At 53.9% G+C, this 25,616-nt stretch carries 24 protein-coding genes, 2 tRNA genes and 1 pseudogene; 11 read left to right on the top strand and 16 right to left on the bottom strand.

Features of this window, described 5'->3' with window-relative positions; translation table 11 throughout:
* Window positions 1-31: 31 nt before the first annotated feature.
* The 3 genes from gltB to CSR02_RS00270 all read right to left on the bottom strand — a co-directional run bounded on the left by gltB (window position 32) and on the right by CSR02_RS00270 (window position 7,184).
* Complete coding sequence (gene gltB, locus CSR02_RS00280; RefSeq protein ID WP_099540013.1) at window positions 32-4,588, bottom strand: glutamate synthase large subunit; 4,557 nt, start codon at window positions 4,586-4,588, stop codon at window positions 32-34.
* Window positions 4,588-6,036 (bottom strand): NAD(P)-dependent oxidoreductase, encoded by a 1,449-nt coding sequence (locus CSR02_RS00275; protein ID WP_099540011.1) that lies wholly within the window; start codon window positions 6,034-6,036, stop codon window positions 4,588-4,590. The genes gltB and CSR02_RS00275 overlap by 1 nt, the downstream gene beginning before the upstream one ends.
* Before the next feature lie 176 nt (window positions 6,037-6,212).
* Entirely contained in the window at window positions 6,213-7,184 is a 972-nt protein-coding gene (locus tag CSR02_RS00270; protein WP_099540009.1) for a complex I NDUFA9 subunit family protein, read from the bottom strand.
* 182 nt (window positions 7,185-7,366) lie between these two features.
* Between CSR02_RS00270 and CSR02_RS00265 the strand changes: the two genes are divergently transcribed.
* Window positions 7,367-7,453 (top strand) — tRNA-Leu (locus CSR02_RS00265).
* A gap of 141 nt (window positions 7,454-7,594) precedes the next feature.
* Window positions 7,595-8,533, top strand: coding sequence for a DMT family transporter (locus CSR02_RS00260; protein WP_042787812.1), 939 nt, complete (start codon window positions 7,595-7,597; stop codon window positions 8,531-8,533).
* On the opposite strand, the gene CSR02_RS00255 is transcribed toward CSR02_RS00260, so the two are convergent.
* Entirely contained in the window at window positions 8,497-9,396 is a 900-nt protein-coding gene (locus tag CSR02_RS00255; RefSeq protein WP_099540007.1) for an N-acetylmuramoyl-L-alanine amidase family protein, read from the bottom strand. The two genes, CSR02_RS00260 and CSR02_RS00255, sit on opposite strands and share 37 nt — an antisense overlap.
* 204 nt (window positions 9,397-9,600) lie before the next feature.
* Complete coding sequence (locus CSR02_RS16435) at window positions 9,601-9,756, bottom strand: hypothetical protein (RefSeq protein WP_167384058.1); 156 nt, start codon at window positions 9,754-9,756, stop codon at window positions 9,601-9,603.
* Between the two features lie 131 nt (window positions 9,757-9,887).
* On the opposite strand from CSR02_RS16435, the gene CSR02_RS00250 reads away from it, so the two are divergent.
* The 8 genes from CSR02_RS00250 to CSR02_RS00215 all read left to right on the top strand — a co-directional run bounded on the left by CSR02_RS00250 (window position 9,888) and on the right by CSR02_RS00215 (window position 17,309).
* On the top strand, window positions 9,888-12,749 hold the full coding sequence (locus tag CSR02_RS00250; RefSeq protein WP_456303814.1) for an Rne/Rng family ribonuclease: 2,862 nt from the start codon (window positions 9,888-9,890) through the stop codon (window positions 12,747-12,749).
* 175 nt (window positions 12,750-12,924) lie between these two features.
* Window positions 12,925-13,656, top strand: coding sequence for an ATP phosphoribosyltransferase (hisG, locus tag CSR02_RS00245; protein WP_042787815.1), 732 nt, complete (start codon window positions 12,925-12,927; stop codon window positions 13,654-13,656).
* Window positions 13,657-13,670: 14 nt separating this feature from the next.
* Window positions 13,671-14,984, top strand: coding sequence for a histidinol dehydrogenase (hisD, locus tag CSR02_RS00240; protein WP_099540002.1), 1,314 nt, complete (start codon window positions 13,671-13,673; stop codon window positions 14,982-14,984).
* Between the two features lie 74 nt (window positions 14,985-15,058).
* A complete protein-coding gene (gene infA, locus CSR02_RS00235; protein WP_003623225.1) occupies window positions 15,059-15,277 on the top strand; it encodes a translation initiation factor IF-1 in 219 nt (72 codons plus the stop codon).
* A 4-nt stretch (window positions 15,278-15,281) separates the two neighbouring features.
* Window positions 15,282-15,914, top strand: a complete 633-nt coding sequence (locus CSR02_RS00230; RefSeq protein WP_099540000.1) for a Maf family protein — start codon at window positions 15,282-15,284, stop codon at window positions 15,912-15,914.
* A complete protein-coding gene (locus CSR02_RS00225) occupies window positions 15,914-16,996 on the top strand; it encodes a ribonuclease E/G (protein ID WP_099539998.1) in 1,083 nt (360 codons plus the stop codon). Before CSR02_RS00230 ends, CSR02_RS00225 begins: the two co-directional genes overlap by 1 nt.
* A complete protein-coding gene (locus CSR02_RS00220) occupies window positions 16,993-17,178 on the top strand; it encodes a DNA gyrase inhibitor YacG (protein WP_099539996.1) in 186 nt (61 codons plus the stop codon). The genes CSR02_RS00225 and CSR02_RS00220 overlap by 4 nt, the downstream gene beginning before the upstream one ends.
* Window positions 17,179-17,233: 55 nt before the next feature.
* Window positions 17,234-17,309: transfer RNA gene (locus tag CSR02_RS00215), tRNA-Phe, on the top strand.
* A 187-nt stretch (window positions 17,310-17,496) separates the two neighbouring features.
* On the opposite strand, the pseudogene CSR02_RS17225 reads toward CSR02_RS00215, so the two are convergent.
* Window positions 17,497-17,850, bottom strand: a pseudogene (locus tag CSR02_RS17225) (tyrosine-type recombinase/integrase); the annotation flags it as partial.
* A 237-nt stretch (window positions 17,851-18,087) separates the two neighbouring features.
* Here CSR02_RS17225 and CSR02_RS16930 point away from each other — a divergent pair.
* A complete protein-coding gene (locus CSR02_RS16930; protein ID WP_244176697.1) occupies window positions 18,088-18,408 on the top strand; it encodes a hypothetical protein in 321 nt (106 codons plus the stop codon).
* Between the two features lie 29 nt (window positions 18,409-18,437).
* Here CSR02_RS16930 and CSR02_RS00205 read toward each other — a convergent pair whose 3' ends face one another.
* The 10 genes from CSR02_RS00205 to CSR02_RS00160 all read right to left on the bottom strand — a co-directional run bounded on the left by CSR02_RS00205 (window position 18,438) and on the right by CSR02_RS00160 (window position 25,455).
* A complete protein-coding gene (locus tag CSR02_RS00205; RefSeq protein WP_035352706.1) occupies window positions 18,438-18,716 on the bottom strand; it encodes a helix-turn-helix transcriptional regulator in 279 nt (92 codons plus the stop codon).
* Window positions 18,713-19,837, bottom strand: a complete 1,125-nt coding sequence (locus CSR02_RS00200; protein WP_099539994.1) for a phage portal protein — start codon at window positions 19,835-19,837, stop codon at window positions 18,713-18,715. The genes CSR02_RS00205 and CSR02_RS00200 overlap by 4 nt, the downstream gene beginning before the upstream one ends.
* Window positions 19,837-20,370 (bottom strand): HK97 family phage prohead protease, encoded by a 534-nt coding sequence (locus tag CSR02_RS00195; RefSeq protein ID WP_050818374.1) that lies wholly within the window; start codon window positions 20,368-20,370, stop codon window positions 19,837-19,839. The genes CSR02_RS00200 and CSR02_RS00195 overlap by 1 nt, the downstream gene beginning before the upstream one ends.
* The gene (locus CSR02_RS00190) at window positions 20,367-21,659 is read right to left on the bottom strand and encodes a phage major capsid protein (protein ID WP_099539992.1); all 1,293 of its coding nucleotides are present in this window, start codon (window positions 21,657-21,659) and stop codon (window positions 20,367-20,369) included. The genes CSR02_RS00195 and CSR02_RS00190 overlap by 4 nt, the downstream gene beginning before the upstream one ends.
* Entirely contained in the window at window positions 21,656-21,847 is a 192-nt protein-coding gene (locus CSR02_RS00185) for a hypothetical protein (RefSeq protein ID WP_099539990.1), read from the bottom strand. The genes CSR02_RS00190 and CSR02_RS00185 overlap by 4 nt, the downstream gene beginning before the upstream one ends.
* On the bottom strand, window positions 21,844-22,344 hold the full coding sequence (locus tag CSR02_RS00180) for a hypothetical protein (protein ID WP_035354425.1): 501 nt from the start codon (window positions 22,342-22,344) through the stop codon (window positions 21,844-21,846). Before CSR02_RS00180 ends, CSR02_RS00185 begins: the two co-directional genes overlap by 4 nt.
* A gap of 82 nt (window positions 22,345-22,426) precedes the next feature.
* On the bottom strand, window positions 22,427-22,894 hold the full coding sequence (locus CSR02_RS00175; protein ID WP_099539987.1) for a hypothetical protein: 468 nt from the start codon (window positions 22,892-22,894) through the stop codon (window positions 22,427-22,429).
* A 251-nt stretch (window positions 22,895-23,145) separates the two neighbouring features.
* Entirely contained in the window at window positions 23,146-24,723 is a 1,578-nt protein-coding gene (locus tag CSR02_RS00170) for a terminase large subunit (protein WP_208616782.1), read from the bottom strand.
* Window positions 24,724-24,856: 133 nt separating this feature from the next.
* Window positions 24,857-25,186 carry a hypothetical protein gene (locus CSR02_RS00165; RefSeq protein ID WP_035353580.1) on the bottom strand — a complete coding sequence of 110 codons (330 nt, stop codon included), beginning with the start codon at window positions 25,184-25,186 and terminating at the stop codon, window positions 24,857-24,859.
* The gene (locus CSR02_RS00160; protein ID WP_050818380.1) at window positions 25,183-25,455 is read right to left on the bottom strand and encodes an HNH endonuclease; all 273 of its coding nucleotides are present in this window, start codon (window positions 25,453-25,455) and stop codon (window positions 25,183-25,185) included. The genes CSR02_RS00165 and CSR02_RS00160 overlap by 4 nt, the downstream gene beginning before the upstream one ends.
* Between the last annotated feature and the right edge of the window lie 161 nt (window positions 25,456-25,616).

The following is a 25,616-nucleotide window of genomic DNA, read 5'->3' as shown; positions in this document are numbered from 1 at the left end:
GCTTGTGTCTGCTTTGGTTTTACCCTCTGGTTCAGGCTGTTTTTTCCAGCTGCTGTTCCGGCACAGTAAAGCCGATAATCCGGGCATAATCCTTGGGGACGATATGCCAGAAGTGCGGCAGAACCTCATCCCATTTATGCAGCAACATGCTGGCATAGGCGGACCCTGTTTCTTCCACATGCCGTTCAACAAGGCCGCGTAGCATCTGCTCCCATTTGGGTTCTGTTACACGCACCCATAGCAGGGATTCGGGATTTACCCGGCTATCAAACACATTGTTCTTATCCAGCACAAAGGCCATGCCACCGGTAAAGCCAGCGCCAAAGTTATCACCCACATCATCCAGCACCACCACGGTGCCGCCTGTCATGTATTCACACCCGTTGGAACCACAGCCTTCTACAACTGCGGTTGCGCCAGAGTTACGCACGGCAAAGCGTTCACCTGCCTGCCCTGCGGCATACAGTTCACCCGCAGTGGCCCCATACAGAACCGTGTTGCCGATAATGGCATTTTTGTTGGACACCAGCGTGGAAGACGGAGAAGGACGCACTGTAATGGTGGCGCCAGAAAGCCCCTTACCCACGTAATCGTTGGCATCACCCAGCACTTCCAGCTTGAGCCCCTGCACAGCAAACGCCCCCAGAGACTGACCGGCAGAACCACGCAGACGCACCGTGAGATGACCCGGCGCCAGTGTTTTCATGCCAAACTGACGCACGATGAGAGAGGAAATGCGCGTGCCAATGGCGCGCTGGGTGTTCTGCACATTGTAATGCAGCTGCATTTTCTCACCATGGTCGAACAACGGCTTGGCATCGCCAATCATCTGCGCATCCAGCGTATCCGGCACTTCATTCCGGCCATCTAGCGTGCAGTAGCGGGCAAACGGCCCCGGGTCTGCCTGAGACAGCAGGGAGTTCAGATCCAGATCATCTAGATAATCTGCCCCGCGGGAAACCTGCCGCAACAGATCTGTACGCCCGATAATTTCATCCAGAGAGCGGAAGCCCAGCGAAGCCAGAATATTCCGCACATCCTCTGCAATGAAAGAGAACAGATTGATGACCTTTTCTGGCGTGCCTTCAAACTTGGCCCGCATTTTCGGGTCCTGCGAACACACGCCTACCGGGCAAGTGTTGGAATGGCACTGGCGCACCATAATACAGCCCATGGCCACAAGGCTGGCTGTGCCAATACCAAATTCCTCGGCCCCCAACATGGCGGCAATCACCACATCTCGCCCGGTTTTGATGCCACCATCAGCCCGCAAACGCACACGGTGACGCAGGCGGTTCAGCATAAGCACCTGATGTGTTTCTGCCAGCCCCAGCTCCCACGGCAACCCCGCATACTTAATAGAGCTCAGCGGGCTCGCGCCCGTGCCACCGCAATGGCCGGAAATCAGAATGGCATCAGCTTTTGCCTTGGCCACACCGGCTGCAATGGTGCCAATGCCGGAACGTGCCACCAGCTTAACGGTAACCGTTGCTTCCGGGTTGATCTGCTTCAGATCGTAAATCAGCTGCGCCAGATCTTCGATCGAATAGATATCATGATGCGGCGGTGGAGAAATCAGCGTCACACCCGGGGTGGCATGGCGCAATTTGGCAATCAGCTCCGTTACCTTAAAGCCCGGCAGCTGCCCGCCTTCACCCGGTTTGGCCCCCTGCGCCACCTTGATTTCCAGCTCACGGCAATCATTCAGATACTGTGCCGTAACACCAAAGCGGCCAGATGCCACCTGCTTGATAGCAGAGGATGCGTTATCCCCATTCGGACGCGGCTTGGCGCGTGCCGGATCTTCCCCACCTTCACCCGAATCGGACTTTGCACCAATGCTGTTCATGGCGATGGAAAGCGTTTCATGCGCTTCCGGGCTCAGAGCACCCAAAGAAATTGCTGGGGAAATCAGACGTTTACGCAGTTGCGTAATGCTTTCCACCTCTTCTACGGGTATGGGCTTACGTCCATCACGGAAGTCCAGCAGATCACGCAAAGCTACGGGTGGCTGCGCGTGCACGGCATCTGCATAACGCTGGTAAATGGTAAAGCTGCCCGTCGCCACTGCTGTTTGCAGCATATGGATAAGGCCACCATCAAATGCGTGCTGTTCACCGCTCCGACGCAACTTATAAAGGCCACCTACAGGCAAGGTGAGCGTATTGGTTGCAGCCCATGCGCGTTCATGCAACTGCAACACATTACGCGCGATACCCGAAAGCCCGATACCGGAAATACGTGAAGGCATACCGGGGAAAAATTCTGCCGTAAGCGCGCGAGAAAGCCCTACAGCCTCAAAATTACAGCCGCCACGGTAAGATGCCACGATGGAAATACCCATCTTGGACATGATCTTGAGCAGCCCCTTATCTACCGCCTTGCGATAGCGTTCCATGCACTCACGCAGGCTCATCTGGCCAAACAGACCACGCCGATGGCGGTCTGCAATGCTTTCCTGTGCCAGATAGGGGTTCACCGTAGTGGCGCCTACACCAATGGTAACCGCAATGGCATGCACATCCAGCGCCGTGGAAGTACGGACGTTCAAAGAGGTAAACGTGCGCAGGGATGTCCGCACCAGATGCGTATGCACCGCCCCTGTTGCCAAAATTGTGGGAATGGAAGCACGCTCGGCAGACTGGTTTTCATCCGTAAGGAAGACATGGGTGCACCCACCACGCACGCCTTCTTCTGCTTCCCGCCGAATACGGGCAATGGCTTCACGCAGGCCGGCTTCCCCATCTTTGGCGAGGAATGTGCAATCGATTACGCAACCGGATGCACTGGTAAAATTGCGCAGGCCCTCATATTCACCAGATGTCAACACCGGGCTGGGGAGCTGGAGCATGTCACACTGTTCTGGAGACTGATCCAGAATGTTGCCCAGATTACCCAAACGCGTTGTCAGACTCATCACACGGGATTCGCGCAGAGAGTCGATTGGCGGGTTAGTAACCTGGCTGAACATCTGCCGGAAGTAGTGCGACAACCCCCGATACCGCGGAGAAAGCACAGCCAGAGGTGTATCATCCCCCATGGAGCCAATAGCCTCACTGGCATTAGCCACCATCGGGTGCAGAATGGCTTCCAGTTCTTCTAGCGTGCTACCCACAGCCAACTGGCGACGGCGCAGTTCTTCGCCTTCATAATATACCGGTTCAGTCACATCCGAACGCACGATGTGGCCGATTTTCTGGGTACGTTTAATCCAGCTTGAAAAATCCTGCCGTGAAGAAAGAAGATCAAGCAGTTCGGTATTTCCGTATAGCTTGGCTTCCTGCAGATCCACACCAATCATTTCACCCGGGCCAAGGCGGCCACGGCTGACAATGGCGTTTTCTGGCACACGCACCATGCCGGTTTCAGACCCAACAATCAGCAGATTGTCGGTTGTAACCGTATAACGCAATGGGCGCAGGCCAGAACGGTCCAGCCCGGCCACAACCCAGCGGCCATCTGTGGCACATAATGCTGCGGGGCCATCCCACGGTTCCATGACTGCGTTGCAATACGTGAACATATCACGGTGCGCGGGCTTCATGGAGGAATTGCCGCCCACACTTGCCGGGATCATCAGTGCCTTGGCAAACGGAGCATCACGCCCAGCAAAAGTCAGCAGTTCGTAAACGTTATCCAGCGTTGCGGTATCGGACCCACCAGCCTGCACCAGTGGCTTGATATCTGCCATCCACGGATCAAGATCTGGGTGAGAAAGCCGTGTTTCATGGCTTTTCATCCAGTTGATGTTGCCAGAAATGGTGTTGATTTCACCATTATGCGCAAGGCGACGGAATGGCTGTGCCAGCTTCCATGTGGGGAAGGTGTTGGTGGAATAGCGCTGGTGATAGATAGCAAAGCGGCTGACAAAGCGTTCATCCAGCAGATCCGGATAAAACTCTGTCAGATGCTCGGCAAGGAACATGCCTTTATAGATAACGGACCGGCATGACAGCGAACAGATATACAGATCAACCTGCGCAGCAATGGCGGCCTTTTCTATCCGGCGACGGATCACATACAGATCACGCTCAAACTCTTCCTCCCCTTTATTGGGAAGATTGCGAATGAGGATCTGCTCAATTTCTGGGCGCGTTGCGTTGGCTTTTTCACCAATGCAGGAGGTATCAATCGGCACCTGCCGCCAACCATAAATGCCATAACCAAATGCCAGAATCTGAGTTTCGATAATCTGGCGGCACTGTTCCTGCGCAGCCAGATCGGTTTTGGGCAGAAACACCTGCCCTACCGCAATCCGGCTTTCATCCGGCCGATCACCTGTGCTGGTAATGGCATCTGCAAAAAATTCCTGCGGAATTTCTACATGAATACCCGCACCATCGCCGGTCTTGCCATCGGCATCCACAGCACCGCGGTGCCAGATGGCTTTCAGGGCTGCAATACCAGCTTCAACCACCTCACGCCGGCGCTTGCCATCCAGCGCGGCCACAAGACCCACACCGCAGGAATCGCGCTCATCAGCCGGATCATACAATCCATCCAGCGTGGCTACATTGGCATCCCACGCTTTCAGAAATTCCTCGCCACTTTCAGCGGAAACGGTGTTGGGAAACTGTTCCATATCCATTAGCCCTGCTCCGCCTTGGCGGTCGCCGTTACATTTTCCTGAATCCATGTGTGCATGCTGGCAGCTGCATCACGCCCATCACGGATGGCCCACACAACCAGACTGGCCCCGCGCACAATGTCCCCTGCGGCAAATACGCCGGGCAGAGATGTCATGAAATCTTTCTGGCCAACCTTGAGGGTACCCCAACGGGATACAGCCAGATCCTTTTGCCCCCACAGTTGCGGCAGAGGTTCCGGGTCAAACCCAAGAGCCTTGATAACCAGATCCGCGTCCAGCGTGAAGGAAGACCCTTCCAGCGGCTCAACGGACTGACGGCCCGTAGCATCTGGCAGGCCCAGCTTCATCCGCACAGCACGCACGGCAGAAACGTGCCCTTCACCCAAAAAGGCTTCGGGCGCTGCCAGCCATTCAAACTGCACGCCTTCTTCTTCCGCATTTTTTACTTCACGGGCAGAACCGGGCATGTTGGCTTTATCGCGCCGATACAGGCATTTTACGGATTTTGCGCCTTGGCGGATAGCTGTGCGCACACAGTCCATTGCGGTATCACCACCACCCAGAACCACCACGTTTTTGCCTGCTGCATCCAGTGCCTGCGCTTCTGGCGGCAAAGTATCGCCCAAGGAGCGCCGGTTAGATGCCGTAAGGTAATCCAACGCCTTTTCAATACCTGCCAACCCAACACCGGGACCGCCGATTTCGCGCGATTTGTAAACACCGGTTGCAATCAGAACAGCATCATGGCGGCTACGCAAATCTGCAAAAGACAGCTCGCCTTCACCATCTCCGATACCTTGACCGAGATGAAAGACAACCCCGCCTTCCTCCAACAGTTTGTGGCGACGGGCCACGATATCTTTTTCCAGCTTGAAGCCGGGAATACCGTAAACCAGCAAACCACCTACCCGGTCATACCGATCGTACACATGCACTTTATAACCCTGTGCGCGCAGCTGATCTGCCGCAGCCAAACCTGCCGGGCCCGCACCAATAATGGCAATAGACTGACTACGCTCCTGGACGGGATGAACAGGCTTTACCCAGCCTTTTTCAAAAGCTGTATCGGTAATATAGCGCTCTACCGCACCAATGGTGACACTTTCGAACCCTGGTTCAATCACGCAGTTGCCTTCACACAACCGGTCCTGCGGGCAAATACGGCCACAAATTTCCGGAAACGTGTTGGTGGCGGAGGAAACGCCATAAGCTTCTTCCAGCCGACCTTGGGCTGTGAGCATCAGCCAATCTGGAATATTGTTACCGAGCGGACAATGCACCGAACAGAACGGCACCCCGCACTGCGAACACCGACTGGCCTGCTCGGTTGCTTCTGGCGGCGTGAAATCCTCATAAATTTCATCAAAATCTGCGCGCCGCGCTATTGCGGTACGTTTGTCTGGTTGCCTTTGCGGCACAGAGACAAATTTCAGCATCTTGGTTGTCATGTGGCATCCCCGGAGAAAGGGCGCGCCAGACAGACTCCGCCCCCAAACTTTGCTGGCGCTAACGTGCTTGTTCTCCGCTCATATAAAAAGACAGTAATGCTTACCTTTTTATATTTTTCTCCACCACAAAACCAATTTTTATTCAAACAGTAAGATAAAATGGCTTCATTTCGGACCTATATATCCTTAACCCCTTGCAAATAAACAGTTGTGTCCTTTTCCGCCTCTCCAACCCTAAACCGCGCCAGATAAGTCGGCACAACTGCCGTAACACTTTGCGGCATTATCCCCAATTTCGCAAAACCGGATTGTCCGGCCGGCACAACATTGTCGGTAGCCAACATGCGCAGCTGATCTTGCGTTAACACATGTCCCGGCAGATGCTCAAAAAACATAGCCTGCACCTTGGCCAACGCTGTCGGCACAATAAAAACAGGTTTGTGCCGGCCGGTTACACGCAAAACAAACCGTGCAATTTCCAGCATGGTCAATTCCTGCGGTCCACCCAGCATGAGTTCCGTGCCCGCAAGCGTGGAAAATTGCGTAGCCATAAATATGGCCTGCGCCACATCTCCCACATAAACGGGCTGCAAACGCGTTTGCGCACCATAAACCGGCAAACACGGTAGATAACGAGCCAGCCCCGCAAACGTATTGAAAAAATGATCTTCGGGCCCAAAAATCACAGAAGGTCGGATAATGACAGCATCCGGACGATATTGGCGGACAGCCTTTTCCCCCGCAGCACGGCTTTTGCCATATGCAGAAAGAGCTGTTTCTGATGCCCCAAGAGCTGACATCTGCACAAAAGCAGACACATTTACCTCGGCCGCTATACGCGCCACACGTTCTGCACCCTCTACATTAACAGCCTGCAGAGTTTGCTGTCTTGTAGAAGATAACACCCCCACAAGATTGATAACTACATCCGCGCCCTGCACCGCGCATGCAACAGAGGCATCATCCAGCACAGAGGCATAAAAAGGCGCAATTTGCCCCACATGCCCCAAGGTGCGTAAACGCGCACTTAAATCCGGGCGGCGGCTGGCAACTCGCACTTCATACCCAGCACGCGCCAGATTTTGCACCACATACCGCCCGACAAATCCACCACCGCCAAACACGGTTGCAATTTTACGCGCACCCATAACACACCCTCGTTTTTTCAGGTTTACCTAGCTTTTCGTGCACTTTGTGCCATTCCCCCGGCCCACGCTAGAGAGGCGCATGACACAAATCTGTCAGAAAAATCATTTTCCCTGTTGACGCCCCATTCACAGCGGGGTAAACGCCTCTTCACCAGCCGGGAACGCTCTTGGTTGCCATTTGAGCCCAGATGGCGGAATTGGTAGACGCGCAGGTTTCAGGTACCTGTGGCCGAAAGGTCGTGGAAGTTCGAGTCTTCTTCTGGGCACCAAATATCATATATAACAGATATGATATTATCTTCTCCCTAAATGGTAAATATAAAGAATTTACAGTTCTATTCAGTTTTCAAACTGTTTATGACACCCTGAATTCTTTTTCACTGACATGCCTTTAGGCAGAGCAAAATAACATGAAACTTAGCCCGCCCACCAAGGGTCTGCTGCTGTCTTTATTAGGGTTTGCAGCTTTCTCCATAAGTGATGCCTTTTCCAAACTCCTTACCGGCAGGCTCAATCCGTTTGAGGTGGCTTTTTCTGGTGGGGTTTTTGGGTTGCTTCTTGTGCCGTTTGTTAAAGCACATGGGCAATCATGGTTAAATATTCTGCCCATTCAAAAACCGGGCATGTGGTGGATTCGGGCAATTGCTACATTTGCCGCCACGGCAGCCAGTGTAGAATCCTTCATGCTTCTCCCTATGCCAGAAGCACTCTCGCTGATGTTTTTAATGCCATTTATCGCCACCATTCTTTCCGTGGTTGCGTTGAAGGAAAAAGTCTCACCGTGGGGGTGGATTGCTGTGGCGATCGGGTTTGCCGGCGTGCTTATTGTGCTCCGCCCAGGCGTGCGCCCATTACATTTTGGACATGCATGCGCACTAATTGCCGCCTTGGCCAGTGCCGTAAACGTTATTGCCTACCGGGTGGCGGGCACAGGCACCACCAAGCTGGGTGTGCTTGGCTCCAGCCTTGCCGGACCTCTGCTGGGAGATGGCCTTCTGGCCCTTCCCAATTTTACGTGGCCCCATAGTGTAACGGACTGGGGATTTCTGTTCGGCTACGGCTTTCTGGCAGCTCTTGGGCAGTTGCTTATTATGCTGGCTGCTACTCTTACCCCTGCCAGCCGTGTTGCCTTGCCACAATACACTCAAATGGTTTGGGCTGTATTATTTAGCTATCTGCTGTTTCACGAACCATTGGATAAATGGACCATTGTTGGCGTAACCATTGTAACCCTATCAGGCATGTTGGACTGGTTTCGCAAACACTTGCTGGCGCTTAAACAGCGGCGCCTTGCACGTAAACAAATGCGCCTTCAGCCTGCCAAGCCCACACCTGCTGATGCAAAATAACGATTAACCGCGTCTCGCATGGCCCCAGCCACCATGGCGCGGTGGCCTGCCTGACGCAAAGCGGCCTCATCCATTCTGTTAGACATAAAGCCCATTTCAACCAGCACGGATGGAATCTGAGCGGACTTCAGCACCGCAAACGCAGCATGCCGATGAGGATGCGGCAGCAGCAACACACGAGAGTTAAAAGCCGAAACCACAGCCTGCGCCATATGCGCCGAGCCTTTGCGCGTTTCCTCTGTAACCAGACTGGCCAGAATCTGCTGCACTTCTGGCGAGGCACTATGCACCATTGGGCCACCATACCGGTCTGCGCTATTTTCCGTTTTGGCCAAATCCGCCGTTTGACTATCTGAAGCGCCATGTGAATGGGTGTAAACACTGGCGCCACGTACCTGCGGGCTATGCAGTGCATCTGCATGCATGGAAATAAAAAGCGATGCACCATGCTGTTGGGCCAATTCAACCCGCCCATCCAAAGGCACAAAATGGTCTCCGGCGCGTGTCATCGCCACACGGTAGCGCCCCGTTGCCAATAACTGCCGCCTAAGTTCCTGCGCAGCGGCTTCTGCCACGTGTTTTTCATACGTGCCTGTATAGCCAATGGCTCCGGGGTCTTTCCCGCCATGTCCGGGGTCCAACATCACCAATGGAGCCATGGGGCGGGCTTTACCCACAATAGCCGGAGCAGCTAATTTATGAGCCGCTGTATGCTGGCCAGTTGCCCAAACATCTTTCGGCACAACGGCAGCAACAAGCCCGCTACCGCCCACACACAACAGCCCGAAACGACGCGTTACGCCCTTCTGCACTGCCGCAGAAGCGACGTCTGGACCGTCTGTGTTGTCTGCCTGAAAAACCATTACGGTGCTCCTGTTCACTTTCTGTAAAAAGTGTGCACTGAAAATGACAGAAAAAAGGCCTGACAGCACTCTAAAACAGTGTTCGTTACGAATGGCTTGCGATTTATGGTTATTTGAGCCATGTTCACGCAGTGTGGCACAAGGGCAGAAATGTCCGCCATGCGTCTTTTCCGCTCCGTCCATATCGTGAACGGGGGCTGCCGGTTATGTCATACCGCGCCCGCACGTATAAAGATCAGGGGCAGAATTACTGACTGAAGGATAGATGACCATCGCCCGCCCCATCCCTTTGCTGAAAACAGCCAGACCACAGGCCATACCATGCCTGAAGGATGCTGAAACAGGGGCAGCTGTGGGCACTGTGTATACCTTCCAATTTTTATCGCACGCCTGTTTATATCCGCCGGAAGAGCCCCTGCTCCGTCGTGCCATGCCATTCACACGGCAGCACCACACAGGCTGGCCACCGGCGCACCGGAGTTTTTCTTTTTATGTCAAAGCGTATGCTGATCGACGCGACACACGCGGAAGAAACGCGTGTTGTTGTAATGGACGGAAATCGGCTTGAAGATTATGATGTTGAATCTGCTGCCAAAAAACAGCTTAAGGGGAACATCTACCTTGCCCGCGTTATTCGCGTAGAGCCAAGCCTGCAGGCCGCCTTTGTAGAATATGGCGGCAACCGACACGGTTTTCTGGCTTTTAGCGAAATTCACCCGGACTACTATCAGATCCCGGTTTCTGACCGCGAAAAACTGCTGGCCCTTCAGGCTGAAGAAGAAGCGCTGCTAGAAAATAGTGAAAACAGCGCAAATGAAGATGATGGCCCTGATAGCGCAGAAACGCCAGCCGCTGAGACTGGGGCTGAGCAGGACACCACTGCATCTGAATCTGACACTGCCGCAGAGAATGAAGAAGATGAAGGTGCGGAACAGGCAGAACGCTCTTCCAGCAAGCAGGATGCGCCCGATTATGTAGGCGGCGAAACGGATACGGGTGAAGAAGCCCTTATTCAAAAACGTATTGCCCGGTTCCTGCGCAATTACCGTATTCAGGAAGTTATTCGCCGCCGGCAGGTGCTGCTGGTGCAGGTGGTTAAGGAAGAACGTGGGAATAAGGGCGCTGCCCTGACCACCTATGTCTCTTTGGCAGGCCGTTACTGTGTGCTTATGCCCAATGCCCTGCGCGGTGGCGGTGTTTCACGCAAGATTACATCTGTAGCAGACCGCCGCCGCCTGCGGGATATTGTTTCTGACCTTAACCTGCCCCGCGGCATGGCCATGATTGTGCGCACAGCTGGCGCACAGCGCCCCGGCCCGGAAATTACGCGTGATTGCGAATATCTTCTGCACCTATGGGATGATATTCGCGAACATACGCTTCAATCCGTTGCACCCGCTCTGATCTATGAAGAAGCGAGCCTGGTTAAGCGCGCCATCCGCGATGTTTACAGCCGCGAAATCAGTGAAATTCTGGTGGATGGAGAAAGTGGCTGGAAAGCTGCGCGAGACTTTATGCGCATGCTAATGCCTCAGCACGCCGAAAAAGTGCGATTGTGGAATAAGGAAAACCAGCCCCTGTTCACCCATTACCATGTGGAAGGACATCTGGATGCCATGTTCTCCCCCGTGGTTTCTCTGCGCTCCGGCGGTTATCTGGTCATTAACCAGACCGAAGCTCTGGTTGCCATTGATGTAAACTCTGGCAAGGCAACCAGCCAGCGCAACATTGAGGAAACAGCCTTCCGCACCAATCAGGAAGCCGCTGATGAAGTGGCCCGCCAGTTGCGGCTACGCGACTTGGCCGGCCTGATTGTAATTGATTTTATTGACATGGAGTCCCGCCGCCACAACTCCATGATTGAACGCCGCCTGAAAGATGCCTTACGGCATGATCGGGCACGTATCCAAATTGGTTCCATCTCCCATTTTGGGTTGCTGGAAATGTCGCGCCAGCGGTTGCGGCCTTCTGTGGCGGAAGCTGCCTTTATGCCCTGCCCGCATTGCGATGGCACCGGCATGGTGCGCAGCATTGAAAGTTCCGCCCTGCATGTTCTTCGTACCGTGGAAGAAGAAGGCGCACGCCGCCGTGCGGGTGCCATTACCGTTCATGTTGCTGCAGAGATTGCTTTCTATATCCTGAACAACAAGCGGGATTGGCTGATCCAGATTGAACAGCGCCACCAGATGGAAGTGCTGTTTGCACCAGACAACACACTGCCGGCGCCGGAAATCCGTATTGAACGCCGCCAGCATGCACGCCCTCCACGTATTCAGCCGCCGCTGCCACCAGTTGAAAACATTATGGCTGATGAAGTTGCATCTGCGGTGCCCGAAGTTCCGGTAGCAGCCACTTCCACAATTCAGGACACTGCCGATAATTCTGACGAACCGCGCCGCCGTCGCCGTCGCCGTCGTCGCCGTCGGAGTGATCAGGAAACCAGTCAGGCACCGGATACCCAAACACAGCCTGATACAGAAATCTCGGAAGCTGGCGCAAACATCCCGCTTTCCGCCCCAGAAAACGTGGATGAACCTGCTGCTGAAGCAGAAACAGAAGCCAATCTGGTGCCAGGCCGCCGCAGAACACGTCGGTCCCGCGTGCGCAAACCGGCTGAACCTCGCACGGAAATTCATGTAGATATTGCAGAAGGTCCGGCACCACGGCCAAATATGCCTACTTGGGAAGGTCCAACCCCGGCCAATCCATTTGGCGATGCTCCAGATATTTTTGAACTGCTGGAAAATACTGCGCGCCAACATTCTGCTGAAGTTGAACCTGAAGTTAAAGCTTCTGATGTGCAGGAAGAAGCAACAAGTGTGGTTGTAGAACACCCTCCTCAAGTAGAAGAGGTTACACCTCAGCCTGTCGCAATAGCCCCGGAAGAGCCGGAAAAAACGGAAGAAGCGCCAAAACCACGGCGGCGGCGTACACGGAAAAAGGCGGAACCTGCGGCTGAAGAAGGCACCAAGCAGGACACAGCTGAAGAAGCCACTGTTACGGCACCCGCGGAAGATACTGCCGCAGCAGAAGCTGAAGCCCCTAAAAAGCCTGCGCGCCGACGCGTGACCCGCCGCAAAACTGCGGCAAAAGATACAGCGGCTGAAACAGCAGAAACGACCACAGAAGAAACTGCTGAGGAAAAACCAAAGAAAACGACCCGTCGGCGTTCCACACGTAAAAAGGCAGAACCCGCAGCCACCACAGAAGCTGCTAACGGCACAGAAGCGGTGACTGCTCCGAAAGAAGCCGCATCTGAACCTTCTGAAAAAGAAGAAGCCGTTGTTCAGCCTATCGTGATCGAAGATAGCCCGCCGGCAACACGCCGACGTACTGGGTGGTGGAAAAAGTAAAACCACACCATGCCTTTACAGATTTAAAGGGATTTCCACTTTAGATCTGACATGTAGCCACATCTGCCAGAAACAAACTGATGGCAGATGTGGCTACTACATATTTTTCTTCTACGGCGCCTTGTGGTAGGAGTTCAGGCCTGATTTGACACGCTTTACCTCCGCCGGAGTTTTCATGAACCGTCCCCGCTCAGCCCATCAGACCGAAACACCTTTCGGCACGGAAGATAACGGGCGTATTGTTCTGGCTCTCCCTAAAGGGCGTATCCTCAAGGCGGTATCTCCGCTTATGTCCGGCACCGGCATGGCACCTGCCCCGGAATGTCTGGGGGGAGATAGCCGTAAACTGCGCTTCCCCACGCAGGATCCTTCAGTTGATGTTGTGCGCGTGCGCTCGTTTGATGTTGCAACCTTTGTTGCCAGCGGCGGTGCACAGGTTGGTGTGTGCGGCTCTGATGTGCTGATGGAGTTTGATTACCCCGAAATTTATGCCCCGCTTGATCTGGGCATTGGCGCATGCCGGATTTCTGTCGCGCAGCCCGCTCACCTTCCGCATGATCCGCAGGAGTGGAAGCGTTGGTCTGAAGTACGGGTGGCCACCAAATACCCGGCCATTACGCGGCGCTTTTTTGCAGCCCGCGGCATTAACGCCACCATTGTGCATTTGCATGGCGCCATGGAACTGGCCCCAATGCTTGGCCTTTCCCGCTTAATTGTGGATCTGGTAGATACAGGCTCCACCTTGAAAGCCAATGGCCTGAAGGAAGTGGAAACCATCGCTCAGGTTACCAGCCGCGTTATTGTTAACCGTACGGCCCTTAAAACCCGTCCGGAACAAATTGATCGTATTCTCTCCCGCTTTCGCACGGCGCTGGCAGCATCCTCGCCTATTGCGGAAAATGTGTAAGGCAGACGCATTCCATGAAACGGCTTGATACGCGCGAACCGAATTTTGAAACCGCCTTTACCGCTCTTCTTTCCAACCGTGAGGAACAAGGGCAGGAAGTTCATAAACCGGTTGAAGATATTCTGGCTGCCGTGCGCAAAGAAGGCGATGCTGCACTTTGTGCCTTTACAGAACGTTTTGACCGTCTGCCACTTACCGCACAGCAGCTCGCTTTTACCACGCAGGAGATTGAGCAGGCACGCGCGCAGGTTCAACCAGAACTTCTGGAAGCATTGGATATTGCTGCGCAGCGCATTGAATCCTTCCATAAAACCCAACTTCCATCTGATATCCGTTATACAGATGATGTGGGCATGACATTGGGCATGCGCTGGATTCCGTTGGATGCCGTAGGCTTATATGTTCCCGGTGGCAAAGCGGCCTACCCTTCCTCTGTATTGATGAACGCCATTCCCGCCAAGGTTGCCGGGGTACAGCGTTTGGCCATGTGCGTGCCTACACCAGATGGTGTAATTAACCCGCTGGTACTAGCCGCCGCACACCGGGCCGGGGTGACAGAAATATACCGTGTGGGTGGTGCTCAGGCTGTAGGCGCCATGGCCTATGGCACCCAAACCATCCGCCCTGTTGACCGTATTGTTGGCCCCGGCAATGCATATGTGGCCGAAGCCAAGCGTCAGGTTTTTGGATATGTGGGCATAGACAGCATTGCAGGTCCATCTGATGTAGTGGTGATTGCCGATTCGAACACGAATCCACGCCTGATTGCTTTGGACCTGCTGGCACAGGCTGAGCATGATGAATGTGCACAAGCCACGCTTATTACGCCTAATGCGGCATTTGCTGATACCGTTATTCAGGCGGTGGAAACAGAATTGCGTGTGCTATCCCGCGCAGCTATTGCCGGGGCAAGCTGGACACGCAATGGCGCCGTGCTGATCTGCCGAGATATGAAGGAAGCGGTGGAACTGGCAAACCGTCTGGCCCCTGAACATCTTGAGCTGATGGTGGATGACCCGGAAAGCCTGTTTGCCCACGTACGCCATGCCGGAGCGGCTTTTCTGGGCCGTTTCTGCCCAGAAGCCATAGGGGATTACGTAGGCGGGCCCAACCATGTGCTTCCCACATCCCGCACGGCCCGTTTTGCGTCTGGCCTGTCTGTTTTTGACTTTATGAAGCGCACAACTTTCCTGTCCGGCGGCCCAGATGCCCTCCGCCAGATCGGGCCTGCCGCTGTGGCACTGGCTCAGGCTGAAGGACTGGAAGCCCATGCACTTAGCGTTTCCGCCAGACTGGATGTTCTGGCAGCCTCCACACCTAATGCTTGACCATAGGCTGCCCCTCACCCATATCTGCTCACCAAGATTGACCCTTAACGGCTCTGAAACATACGAAGGATGCAATGTCTAAAGAAGACATGATTGAATTTAGCGGCACGGTAACCGAACTGCTGCCTAATGCCATGTTCCGCGTAAAGCTGGACAACGAACACGTTATTCTGGCGCATACCAGCGGCAAAATGCGCAAGAACCGTATTCGTGTTCTGGCGGGTGACCGCGTGAATGTTGAAATGACACCTTATGACCTTTCCAAGGGTCGCATTACGTTCCGCTTCAAATAACGCCGTGACAGTCTCTGGCCAGCAGACCTCCGTTAAAGGAGAAACACCTCTCCTTATATTGGCATCTGCTTCGCCACGGCGGGTAGATCTGCTGCGCCAGATTGGCGTTGTGCCTGACCGCATTGTTCCAGCGGACATTGATGAAACGCCCCTAAAAAACGAGCTTCCACGTGCCTATGCGCGCCGTATGGCGTTAGAGAAAGCGCGCGCTGTGGCCGGTTGTATAACTGAACCTGCATTGGTTCTTGCAGCTGATACAGTGGTGACACTGGGGCGGCGTATTCTGCCGAAAGCAGAAAACCGGGAAACCGCACAATTCTGTCTGGAACGTCTTTCAGGCAGACGACATACGGTTATCACCTCCGTTGCCGTTATGCCCAGTGCCAGTTGGACAAAAGGCAAAACAGCAGAACGGCTGGTAGAAACAGCCGTCACGTTTAATCGTCTCACACCCCATCAGATCAACGCCTTGTTGGATGCGGGTGATTGGGCAGGTAAGGCTGGAGGATATGCCCTGCAAGGCCATGCTGCCAGTTTTATACGCTTTCTCTCTGGCAGCAGTTCTGGTGTTATTGGTTTGCCGCTGTTTGAAACAGCCCAGCTTTTGCGCGGGCAACCCGGACACTGGTTGGCCTAATGCAATATCTGCGTGTTGCCACCTTTCCCGGTGAAATGCGCCTTGCTGTTACCGAAGATGATACGCTGCTGGACTATGCACTTTGGCGGCCAGCCAGCCCAGATCTTGTTGGTAACATCTATGTCGCACGTATTGCAGCCCAAGCGGCTTTTATGGGCGGGGCTTTTGTTGATCTGGGGCATGGCCTGCAAGGCTTTCTTTCTGACCAGAAAGCGGTTTCTCACCTTACTGAAGGCCAAAGCATTGTTGTTTGCGTTTCTCGCGCAGCACAGGGTGGTAAAGGCGTGCGCGTGCGTATGCTGGAACCTTCTGCACAGGGTAAGGATATCGGCCTTCTAACCCCCGGCCCCACACCATTGGAACGCCTGGCGGCCCAATGGCCAAATGCCGCTATTACTATAGATACACCATTGGCTGCCTCGCTTGTGCCTTCTTCCCTACGCGCAAGAAGGAAAGCGGGATTTAGCCCAATGCCGCCAGAAATCATGGCAGCATGTAATGCTTTGGAAGAAAGCACCGTAGATTTACCCGGCAACATGCAGGCAACCATTACACCAACACCTGCCCTGATTGCCATTGATATGGATGCTCCTCCCGTTGCTGGCCCCCGCCCCAAACAGACAGCACAGTTTGCAGCCAACCGAGATGCATTGCCTGAACTTTTGCATCAAATTCGTCTGCGCAATCTTTCCGGGGCAATTGTTATTGACCCCGCAGGCATGGCCATGCGCAAACGGCAGGCCCTGCAGGATGTTGTGCAAACAGCCTTGCGCACAGACCCACTTCACCCACGTTGCCTTGGTGTAAGCGCTTTAGGGCTGATTGAAATTGTGCGCCCGCGTATTCACCCTTCCCTGCCAGAGCTTTTGAACTCTGCTCATGGGCATGCCCTCAAGGCCCTTCGGACCATTCTGGCCGAAGCCCCAACAGCAACCCTCTTACGTGGCGGGATTCCGCTTATTCGGGCATTGGAGCAAGATCCTCAGGCAGTGGCAGACTGTGTGCATCTTCGTGGCAAACCATTGGCCCTAAAAGCCGATCCCGCTTTACCTGACTTTTTCTGGACGGTTCAGGACGCATGACTTCCAAATCCCCCAAATGTCCCGTATGCGGCAAACCTGCACAGGCAGAATTCCGCCCTTTTTGTTCCAAACGCTGCGCTGATATTGATCTGGGGCGCTGGTTTTCTGGCGACTATCGTATTCCCGGCGCACCTGCTCCGCATGAAAATGATGAAAAAGCTGAAAGAAATGACGAAAGGTGACTTGATCTCCACCTAAGAGTGAGATACATGCTCTCTCACGCCGCAAGGCTGCGGTGCCCAAGTAGCTCAGTTGGTAGAGCATGCGACTGAAAATCGCAGTGTCGGTGGTTCGATCCCGCCCTTGGGCACCATGTCATATTTTTTCCCTTTAATTACAATGCGCTGCGGGCTGTTTTTGTCCCACTCTGCATTTTTCGCTTCATTGTGGGACAATTCTTGTCCCTGCATACGTGCGAACGCACTCGCTGCCAGTCGCTTCTGATCTGCTGCAAGCGTGTAGCGTTGAACCTCTTTCAATGACCGGTGGCCTGTTACAGCCGCGATCTCATGCGCTGTGCATCCAATCTCTGCCATCCGCACCGCTGCTGCCTTACGCAAGCCGTGCGCTGCGCAATGCGGTAGCCCTGCTTCGTTGCACCATTGGCGAAACCGATTCCCAAAACCTTCTGGCGTGTATGGGTTGCCATAGGTGCTTTGGATGAATGTGTTTCCCTCCAACGCTCCGGGTGTTGCCTCTATGATTTTCTTGAGTTCAGGAAAGATTGGCAGCGTGAGTGTGACAGGCTTCTTCTTGATGTTCTTTTCTTGGGTGAAGGTAATGTATCCATCCCGCACATCCTTGATGCCCATCTGCACCACATCACCACGGCGCTGCCCTGTGTAAAGCAGCATGGCAAAAGCCAATCTGGCAGGCGTTCCAATCGGGTGGGTATTTTCAAACTGCTCGATTTCTTTTTCTGACCAGCTATGAAAACCCGTTCCTGATGATGGAATATAAGGCACGTCCTTGGCTGGATTTTTGCTTAACGCGCCAATCTGAACACCATATGCAAAAAGCTGGCGTAAGGCTTTGAGAATGCCGTTGCTTGCCGCCACTTTGCCCTGCTTGCTATCTCGCAACGCCAGAACATGCCGTGGCTGGATGGTAGCAACCTGAAACTTGCCGCATGTTTCACACAGACCATCCAGAACGCCATGCCGGACATACTGGGTGCGACCATCCAGCCGTGCAAATATGGCCGAACCAAAATAGCTTATGCACAGATCCCGAAAACTGCCCGGAATGACGACTTCTCTGGTTGGCGTGGCTGGCAGGATTTCGCCTGCCATTGCCTTGCGGTATTCTTCATCAAATTCCGGCGTTCCGGGTATCTGATGCAGCCGGACTTTTCTATGGCCCGGACGGCGCAAATACACACGCACATTGCCGTGCCGGTCTATATCTTCTGACACGTATTTATAGCGCCGCTTCACCTGTATCATTTTTTAACGATTGCATCCCATTCGTTAGGTGCATCCTGCATTTCTGCCTGGGCAGAATATTGCAGTTCTGTGCCGGTCATTCTTGCCGCCGCTGCTACTAAAGCAGGCCGAAACCAGATTGATATTGAGCCTATACGCGCCGGTTTAGGGACAAGTCCCTGCTCAACCATTTTGTCAAAAGTGCTTTCGCTTACATCAAAAAATGCCGATGCAGCTTTACGGCGCAAAACAATAGGCAAAAGACCGGGCGGCAGATGGTCATAACGCGATTTCACGCTGCATCCTCCTGCTTGGGATTGTATCCTTCCTGCTCACGAATTTCGTTCACGGTCAGAATTTGGTTCTGTATGGCAATGCCATAGGACTGCCAGCGGGTTGCGTAGTCACCACGCATCAGACTGGACAGGTCTATGTGCATTTCGAACGGGCTGGATGCACCAAACACTGAACGCTTGAATTCAGCTTCAATCTTGCGTGCCCAAGGCAGCAACGTATTGGTGGCAAACCACAAGCTGGCCTGTGTTGCGTTCGTGAATGTGTTGTTGCTGTAATCCTGCACAATCGGTGGTGGCACACCATAGACACGGCACAGTTCCTGAACGCTGAACTTGCGGCTTTCCAATGCTTCGGCATCTTCTGGGCTGATACCAATGGATTGCCACTTCATGCCATTGGACATAACCATGACCTGACGTGCATTGCCGGTGCCAGAAAACTTGTTGCGGACTTCCTGCTTCAATTCATCCAGTGCGGTTGGTCCAGGGCGTGCATTTTCGAATGTGATGATGCCGCTCGGTGTGGCTTGATTCTGCCACATGTTCAGGCTGTAATCTTGCAAGGCAGCAGCAGCCGTATGCACATCTCTTGCGCGGCTTAACCTGCTACGTCCCATCAGCCCATCATCTGAACGGTCGCGCAGGTGGAAAACCTCGTCATCCAGATAGGTGCGTGTGATACCTTGCCATGCAATGACCGTGTAGCGCAGGCGACCTGATGCCAGCCTATCCACCTGCACGCATTGCCACGGCACAGGTGTTAATCCCGTAGGACGGCCTGCACCATCATACTGGATGGTCAGCAGCGCGTTGCCTGTCAGCAGAACACTACCCATGAGCCATTCCACAAGATCAGGCCATGTCTGATTTTCGTTTGGCTGGCGTATCAGCCGCGCTACTGGATGGTTTGGGGCTTCTGTTCTGGTATCGCCAGATGTGTTGTAAACATACACATCCAGCGAACCAATGCCGCTGCCAATCGCGTTGACGCAAGCCAGAACAGTTGACAGTCCTTCTGGATTGCCGGGACCGCGTGGAAACCACATGCTGGGCAAAACAGGTTCTGCTGATACCGTATCGCGCTTTTCTGTGCGGCCAAAAAGGCGATCAAGAAAGCTCATCAGATTGTCTCCAAGAAGCGCAGCCGTTGTGCAGGTGTCAGACCAACCAGACGGCTACGTGCTGATATGGTGGTATCGGCATAGGCAGGAAACGCCTGCACAACGCTGATCTCCACCAGATCGACTGCACGCAGTTCCCGTTGATCTGACGCGGGCCATGCTTCATCTTTGACGCGGAAACCAAAAGACATGCCGCCCAGATCACGCCGCTCGGCCAAAGCCAGAACATCATGACCAAGCTGGGTGTCTGGGATTGCCAGTTCAAAATGTAGGCCGCGCGTGTCTTCCGCCAGTTTGAGCGAACCAGACGCCGTGCGTGCCAGCAGCCTAGTAGGGTCATGATCTACCAAGGCAAGAATATCCGGGTTGCTCTGGAGCGTTTGTGAAAACGCCCCAGAACGGATGGTTTCTGAAAAACTGCCAATGCGAGCTGATGCCCCAAACACTGCGGCATAGCCTTCCAGTTTGCGACCGGCGGCGCGAAATTCCACGCCACACGAACGCCTTTCCACGCTGCCAGTCGCGCCCGTCATTGCGTAATGCCTGTCAGGGTCAGCAATGTTTGTGGCCGCACAACCAGAACGTCTGCACGCATCCATGCCACGAAGCCAATCTGCCCGTTTTCTGCATACAGTTCGTTCAACACGCTAATCTGCAAGCTGGTGCGCATACCAACATAGACCTGGGAAAAGTCACCCATGACAATGCTGCTGGCATTTTTATCCGTGCCTTGGTCAACCGGAACACTTGTGGTTGTGAGGCGCGGAATAGTGGAAACATCGGCCGGGGCAGATAATGGGTTGCCGTTGGCATCCTTGAAACCACGAATTGCACGGTTGGTGCGCGGCGCCATAATCATGGCAGACACCTTGCCTGCATTCACGTTTTCCAGATCAAGCACGGCATCAAGAACCGGGTCCCAGTTTGTTAACTTGCCGTTGAGAGCTGATGTCTGAATGCTTGGCGTGTTGACAATGCCAAGCGGGCTGTTGGCGGTGCCATCACCAAACAGAATGGCCTGATCTAATGCCAAAGCACCAGATGCCGCAAAGGCTGAGCGGATAATAGAATCGACATTTTCGCCGTCTTCCAGCAACTCCCGGCTAATCGTGCAGCGAGTTGCCCAGCGTTTGGCTGTCAGTCTCACCTGGTCAAACGCGCCTTGATCCTCAGGAATAGCCGAATTTTCGGCACCCCATGCGCCCACTGGAGTTTTCGTAAGCCGCCCGAATGTAAGAGACTGGGAACTCATCGGCACAGTTTTGCAACCAGCGCGGAAAGAAACCGTTGCTGCTCGCAGTTCATCAAGAATACCGGCAGCGACTGGCACAGGCACAAGCGCACCGCCGGAACCAATGCTGCTTTCTGACATGACACGGCGTTCAAGTTCAGTCTGCGGGCCACGATAAAGCGCACGCAAGAAGCCACCAAGGCCGAGTTCTTGTGCGCGGTTTTCTGTTGCAGGCAGGAATGACGCAAGACTATGCCGCGCCTCCAAAACCGGAACAGTCTGACCTTCCTGTGTGCGCAGGAACAGGCCGTCAAAATTCTCTGGCGTTCTGGCTGGTTCATCGAACCCGGCAACACGGATTTCTGGCTGCACTGGCGCACCACCGCCTATGCGATCGGCTGGCGCTGTTCTGTCCAGTTCATCAATTTGTGCCTGACGCGCCATACGGCTTTCTAAACCGGCCAATTCGGTGGACAGTTCTGTCCAGCGGGTCTGCGCTTCGGTTGGCAATGCATCTGGATGTGCAGTATTCAAGGCACGCAGTTCAGTTGCAATTTCTGCTTTACGTGCCTGCATTTCTCGCAAAGTCATTTACAAACCTGTCTTTCATACATTTGCGCCTGACGGTACAGGCGGGTTATCAAGCAGCTCAATTCCGTTACCAATTCTGCCCAATGAGCCATTGCTGTATCTGGCATTTCATCTGGGTATTCTGTCTTTAAGCTACGCAGTTTTTTTGTAATTTCTTCTGTGCGAGACTTTATTTCTCGCAAAGTCATAGATTCTTTTCCCATCCTTCTGGAAACATTGCACGAATGTTGCCATTCTCATCTCCGTGTTGTTTGACGAGAGATTGGCAACGCTCGATTATGAATTTTTTAATTTGAGGAATATTGACCTGTATTGATGCGGCCGCTTGAGGGCTATTCGGGTCAATATATGGGCGACCATTATCCTTGCCCTCGCCATAATATGGTCCACCCCAAACAGAACCATCGTCTGCAAGTGCTAAAATCACTCGCTGTAAGTCCTGTCCATTGTTACGAACATAACCGACTGTCCGGCAGGCCATATCAGCAGCAACACGCTTGCTAAGACCTAATTTCATCATACGTGCGAAAACCGTCAGACCGATGAGGTCTTCGAAGTCAAAATCTCGCATTGTCCGTTCTGCTGTTTCTGGAGCGCACTGATAATGACCAGCAGCAACGGCTTCATTGAATTTCAACCGATTTGCCCCAGTAATTGACATTGCCCAAGCAGTTGTTACTCGCATTTTTTCCTCCTGATTGATTTTTCAATCAGATATAATTCTGATAGGAAAGTCAATCACTGATTTTTTTTCCAATCAGTTAGGTTCACACCAGGTCTTGGCTTAGGCGCGTAACATCATTGATGAGTGAGATTGCAAGCCTCACCTCATCGGCATCTTCTTCCATAACGAAACTTTGGCAATATTCAGGGAATTCTAAGTTAGCAACTTCTGATTTTGCTTTAATATCAAACCATGTTTTGGAAGGTTCTCTAGAAAGAAATGTCACAGCATCCCACATGGTTTTGCATAAGGCATCCTGCTTTTTCTGCCATGCTGGATAATCTGGATGCCCAGGAATTGCTTCTGGAGGCTCCGATACATTCATGGTCTCAATCAAAGCGCGGGCTTTCTGATAGGTATTCCGTGCAGCAATAATCGGGCTGTACCCTTCCGGCTTCGCAACTGGTGCGGCGGTCAGGGTTTCTGGTTTTGCCAACCCGGCGGCGGCAATGCCTGCCAGTGCGGCAGCTCCAAATGCGGGGAAAATGTCACGACGAGACAATGAGCGCATGACGTGCGACTCCTGTAGGCAAATGTTGCCGGAGCCTATGCGGTTATCACACCGAACAGACTCCGGGGGGTGATAAACCTGCCTACAGTCAGGCCGGTAAGGCTTTAAGGTTGCCCTCTGGACATACCTTACCGCCCCCGGAGAAAATTCTGTTGTGCGGTTATCGGCTTCTCGTGCCGTGCCCGCTGTAGGTTTCAAGAGTTATCACACTCCGTTGCTGAACCTGCCAAAACCCGATTCCTGTGTCAACATCACAACGCGATCACATCGAAAAATAGTTCTTCCTCGGCGGGTTCACTCGCAGCCAAGCCTACGGCCACCACGCTGGCAACCAGTGGGTCAATACGGCCTCTGGCACGCTGCTTGCTCAACTTGCGATTGCCCGCCGGGTCAGCATCCAAAGCCGCGTTCGATACAGCCCAGCGCAGCAATGGATTGCCGCCGTGTTGCAGCGTGCCTTGTAGCACTGCGGTTTCAAAAGCCGTTATGGCGGGGCTCTGGGAGGCGTAGCCCATGCCCACGGGTGACAGCGGTAGGCTTATGCCCTCACGGTCTGCTACGGCCTCCAAGTCTTTCAGGTTCCACCTGTCCAACCCGATAGCAACCACATCCAGCCCTTCTATGGCTTGCGCAACCCACATCAGAAGCCATGCGCGATCAATCGCCCTACCCGGTATCGCTTCAATCAGGCCAGCCGAAAGCCATTCCCGGTATGGTGCGTGATCTTCGGATTGCTTCACGTCCACCAGCTCACTTGGCAAGAATGCCTTGACGGTCAGTTTTCCGGTTTCCGGCCAATAGAAGCTAAAGGCCGTCAAGTCAGATGCGCCTGACGCCAGATCAAGCCCACAATAACACGGCCCTGCTGCTTCGGCCTCTCCCGCGCAGGCGTCCCAATCATCAGGGCGTAGAAACCGCACGTCTGATGTCACCGGCTGGTTCAGGGTGTAAGCTCGAAAAGCTGCTTCCTGTGACGGCACGCGCATGGCCTGCATTGCCTGGGAGCGTATGTCCTCCACGCTGCGGAATGTGCCCAGCGCAGGGTTTGCCATGCGCCACGTTGCCTCAACCCACGGGTCTGCATCCATAGGCGCGGACCAGACAAAGGACTTGAACGTCCGATCTGGGAAGGTGCCATCTGCCACGCTGGCACCGTAACGTAAAAGCTCCTCAAGTGGGTTATCTGCATCTGGTGATCTGGTGGAAATGCCCAGCAGCAGGCTTTCCCTGTGCGCGCCGCCGCCGGTCTTGAGTGCGTCAAACAGATCACGGTCGCGCCACTGGGCAACCTCATCCGCAATCGCAAAGGTTGGTGAAAGGCCGTGTGCCTTACGAGCATCTGCTGACAGTGCCTTATAGACCGAGCCGGTCACGGCATCCTCTACGGTTTTATTGTAGGCTCGCACTACCAGGCGCGCAGCAAGCTGGGGCTGTTCCAGGGCAAACGCGATCATCTCATCAAATACAATAGAGGCTTGCCCTCGGTCTGCGGCAGCACTCAACACCTGCCCACGTTTCACAGCTTCAGGCCCACACAAATGGGCAAGCGCCAAAGCTGATGCCAGCCCTGTCTTACCGTTCTTCCGGCCCATGCTGACAACGCCAGTGCGCACAAAGCGCAGGCCGTTTTCATCTGTCTCATACAAAGACCGGATGATATCTTTCTGCCACTCATCCAGTCGCATCGGCTGTCCTGCCAGAGCGCCACTGGTAATTATTAGGCGCTCTATCCAGCAGATAAGCCGCTCTGCCCGCGTTTCACCTACCAGTGGAAGTTCACCGGTGCTTACAGCTTGGTCCCTACCGGGTGCATCACCAAAGAGCGGCAATGGTGCTGGGGTCTTTGTCCTTAAAGCCGGTTTCGCGCCGGGTCCACGAAGGCCCATTTTTCAAAATCCCAATTCAAAACTAACTATTTTTTGACCCCCCAGACGGTCTTGAAACCCCAGCTCTGAGAGATTTTCAAGCCACATGAAAGCCACGCCAAGGGTCAAGGTTTTCCAGTATGTCTGCCCACGCTGTCAGCCCGAAGCTGGTTGCGCCTACGCCTTCGGTCTGTTCTTGGGTGACAGACCGATCACGCGCTGCCTGATGGTAGATGGCTGCTGCAATGTCCATCACTGTGCGGGTGATGGTCTGCGGCATCGGATCAAGGGTGGTCACATCCTGCCCACAATAATCGGATGCAATGCCCCATGCCTGATCTAGTGCAGTTGCAACACGATTGGCGTCTACGGTTACGCCCTGGGAGGTCAGGTCAGCAGTCAAAGTTGATGTCAGGTCTGTAGTCATGAATTCCACCAGTGGTTTGGGTCTACGGGCTGACCATTCGTGTTGCAGCCCTTGAGGTATGGTTCATTGCCGTGTCTGCGCATGTTGTGGTGTCGGATGCATAGACCACGCAGGTTTTCCAATGCATCTGCACCGCCTTTGGAGCGTGGTATGATGTGGTCAGCCACTACAGCACGGGCATTGCAGCCGGGTGTTGTGCAAATCCGGTCACGTTTCAGGCACGCAGCACGCAAGCGTTTCCAGAATGTGGTTTTGTAAAAGCTCGTCATTGGGCTGCTTTCTGCATCATGTGGTGACGCGGTGACGCATCGGTGACGCATTTTTCTATAGAAGGGTATGTCCGTGCGTAGGTGTGCGCGCACACGCATGGGCGCTCTATAAGGAAATGCGTCACCAGTGCGTCACCGCGTCACCATTTAAGCGTTCAAAG

Source organism: Acetobacter pomorum (assembly GCF_002738225.1).
Taxonomy (GTDB): Bacteria; Pseudomonadota; Alphaproteobacteria; order Acetobacterales; family Acetobacteraceae; genus Acetobacter; species Acetobacter pomorum.
Note: the sequence above shows the minus strand (reverse complement) of the source record. Positions and strands in the feature narration are given on the sequence as shown.